General features: G+C 69.5%; 3 protein-coding genes. All 3 read right to left on the reverse strand.

Annotated elements, in window-relative coordinates; translation table 11 throughout:
• Positions 1-936, reverse strand: a 936-nt coding sequence (locus G6019_RS12220) for an ABC transporter permease (protein ID WP_309230220.1), incomplete at its 3' end; no start/stop codon positions are given.
• Complete coding sequence (locus tag G6019_RS12225) at positions 933-1,916, reverse strand: ABC transporter substrate-binding protein (protein ID WP_107757683.1); 984 nt, start codon at positions 1,914-1,916, stop codon at positions 933-935. The genes G6019_RS12225 and G6019_RS12220, both read right to left, overlap by 4 nt.
• Positions 1,917-2,069: 153 nt before the next feature.
• Entirely contained in the window at positions 2,070-3,056 is a 987-nt protein-coding gene (locus G6019_RS12230) for a linear amide C-N hydrolase (RefSeq protein WP_182612638.1), read from the reverse strand.
• Positions 3,057-3,144 lie beyond the last annotated feature (88 nt).

A 3,144-nucleotide genomic window follows, 5' to 3' on the forward strand; every position in this document is an offset into this window, starting at 1 on the left:
GTCGGGCCCCGCCTCGACAGTGGTCCCGCCGCCCGCCATCGCCCGCTCGTTGGCGGCGGCCGCCGTGGTGGGCTTGCGGCCGAACCGACCGCCCACGGACTTCCACCTGGGTGCGAGGAGCGCGATCACCACGAGGATCGCCGTGACCGCCCTCATGTCGTTCGGGTTGAGCCCCACCTCGAGCGCCACGGCGATGATGAACTGGTAGAGGACCGCGCCCACGATCACGGCGTACACCGCGAGCCACAACCTGCGCTGGCCGAGGATCGCCTGCCCCAGGATGACCGAGGCCAGGCCGACCAGGATCATGCCGATGCCCATCGAGATGTCGGCGAAGCCCCGGTACTGCGCCAGCAGCGCGCCGCACATGCCCACGAGGCCGTTGGACAGCGCCAGGGTGAGGGTCTTGGTGAAGTCGGTCGACACGCCGAAAGACGAGATCATCGGGCCGTTGTCGCCCGTGGCTCGGATGGACAGGCCCAGATTGGTGGTGAGGAACCAGATCACGACGAGTCCGAGAAGTCCCACGGCCACCGCGAGGACAGCCACTCCGGCCCAGGTGCCGAGGATTCCGGCCTCACGGAGCGGGGTGAACGCGGTCTCCTGGCGCAGCAACGGGGCGTTGGCGCTGCCCATGATCCGCAGGTTGACCGACCACAGGGCGATCATGGTGAGGATGCCGGCCAGCAGCCCGTCGATCTTGCCCTTGGTGTGCAACAGGCCGGTGACGATGCCGGCCAGGAACCCGGTGGCGAATCCCGCGAGGGTCGCGATCACCGGGCTCCAGCCGGCGAGGAGTGCCGTCGCCGCGGTGGCGGCACCGGTGGTGAAGCTGCCGTCGACGGTGAGGTCGGGGAAGTTCAGCACGCGGAAGGTCAGGTAGACCCCCAGCGCCATGACCCCGTAGATCAGGCCTACCTCGACGGATCCGATCACTTCTTCTCAGCCTCGGCGAGGATGTCCTCCGGGATGGTCACGCCCTGGCGCTCGGCGGCGTCCTCGTTGACGACGTAGGTGAACTCGGCAGCGGTCTCGACCGGCATGGTGGCGGGGTCCTCGCCGTCGCGCAGGATGCGCAGCGCCATCTCGCCCGTCTGGCGGCCGAGCTCGGTGTAGTCGATGCCCAGGGTGGCGACGGCCCCGCCCTCGACGGTGCCCTCCTCCGCGGCGATCACGGGGATCTGCTTGGTCTCCGCCACCTGGACGAGTGCGGCGATACCGGAGACGACCATGTTGTCGGTCGGGACGTAGATCGCGTCGACGTCGCCGAGGGCCTCGACGGCCTGCTGGATCTCGTTGACCGAGGTCACGGTCTGGGTGACGATCTCCAGGTCGAGCGGTCCGGCGGCCTCCTCGGCCTGGTCCACCTGGACCTGGGAGTTGACCTCCCCGGAGGCGTAGACGATGCCGACGCGCTCGGCGTCGGGGACGATCTGCTTGAGCAGTTCGAGCTGCTCGTCGATCGGGGCCGCGTCCGAGGTGCCGGTGACGTTGGCGCCCGGCTCCTCCATGGAGTCGACGAGCTCGGCCGAGACCGGGTCGGTGACCGCGGTGAACAGCAGTGGGATGTTGATGATGTTCTGGGCCATGGCCTGGGCGGCCGGGGTCGCCACCGCCAGGGCGAGGTCCAGGTCGTCGGCGGCGAACTGCTGCGCGATGGTCAGGGCGGTGCCCTGCTCGCCGTTGGCGTTCTGCTCCTTGAACTCCACCTCGACGCCGGCGTCGGCGAAGGCCTCCTTGAAGCCCGCGGTGGCCGCGTCGAGCGCCGGGTGCTGGACGAGCTGGTTGATGCCGATCGTGTACGACTCCCCGCCGTCACCGGCCGTGCCGTCCTCGGTGCCGCCTGTGCAGCCTGCGAGGACGAGCGCCGAGGTGGCCACCAGTCCGGTGAAGAGCTTCGCGCGTGAGAATGCCATGTGCCATGCCTTGTCTACGGTCACGGGTGAGCGTGAGGGGCCGGATGCGTTAACAGTGCTGGCACATGAGGGTACCGGGTCGTGCCGCCCGCGTGACCCCGGACTCTCCTCGCGGGGTGCGGGGCCGGTCGCCCACGGGGACCGTCCCCCTGCTCAGGACGCGCGGAGGAACTCCATCGGCGCCGCCACCTCGAAGTGCGCGCTGACCTCCCCGACCAGTCCGCCCTCGAGCCCGGTGTCGGCGACCAGATCGAGTTTGCGGACCGGTGCGCCCTCGGACAGGTCGAGTGCGTCCAACCGGGCCCAGACGATGTTGGGCCGACTGGTGTCCTCGAAGACGTACACGCCGTCGACGTGGTCGGTGATGGTCCGCCACAGAGTCGTGGAGGCGTTCGGATGGCCCGGTTCCGGCGTGCGGAACGGCTGCGACGCGTTGCGCATCACGCTCAGCAACTCCGCGACCGCCCCCGTCCGGTCGGTGGGCGCCGGGAGCCGGTCCAGGTAGTAGGCCGCGCGGGCGAAACGCTCGTCGGCGTCCGTGCCGCCGGGCAGGGGGCGGTCACCGCCGAAACCTTCGATCTCTCGCAGACGGTCGAGTTGCTCGGCGAACGGGGGCGAGTTGGTCATCACCGTGTAGGACCGGTCGTGCCAGATGTGGGGTTCGCCGTCGGTGTACTCGATGATCGCCGAGTCCCCGCTGCGGTCGTCGAGCGCCAGGTGAACGGTGACGGTCGCGCCGGTGACCGGATCCCCGGACGTCCGGATCTGGACCCGGGACCGCCGCATCCAGTCCACGGCGTCGGCGACGGTGGAGAAGTTGTCCAGCATGTACTGCACCCACGCCGAGGCGCTCAGCGCCGGACGCTCCGGGTCGCGGTCGCCGTAATCGGACTCCGCCAACCACAGCAGATGTCCCGCCAGGCCCGCCTCGTTGATCCCGTCGGTGCTCGCGAGGTCATAGGCCGCGGCCACCACGCTGCCGTACGTCGAGGTCCAGGTCAGACTGTCGTCCACGCCGTTGTCGCGGGTCATGCCCCGCGGGAACGCCCAGAGGTTGGTCCGCAGATCGACCTCGTAGTCCATGGTGCGGCCGGCCAGGACAAGGTTCTCGGAGGGGGACCAGAGGGTTCTCGTGCACATGGCTTGCCTTCCCGACGCGACGACCGGAGATGAAGGAAAACTATCACTCCGTGTCCGTGTGGAGAGGCGAACGGGGCCGGGGGGGGGG

The sequence above is a fragment of the Dietzia sp. DQ12-76 genome (assembly GCF_014145045.1).
In the GTDB taxonomy this organism is placed as follows: Bacteria; Actinomycetota; Actinomycetes; order Mycobacteriales; family Mycobacteriaceae; genus Dietzia.

Bases quoted from the DNA above. Each gene is read 5' to 3' on its own strand.
- G6019_RS12225 (WP_107757683.1), bottom strand. From the start codon at position 1,916: ATGGCATTCTCACGCGCGAAGCTCTTCACCGGACTGGTGGCCACCTCG.
- G6019_RS12230 (WP_182612638.1), bottom strand. From the start codon at position 3,056: ATGTGCACGAGAACCCTCTGGTCCCCCTCCGAGAACCTTGTCCTGGCC.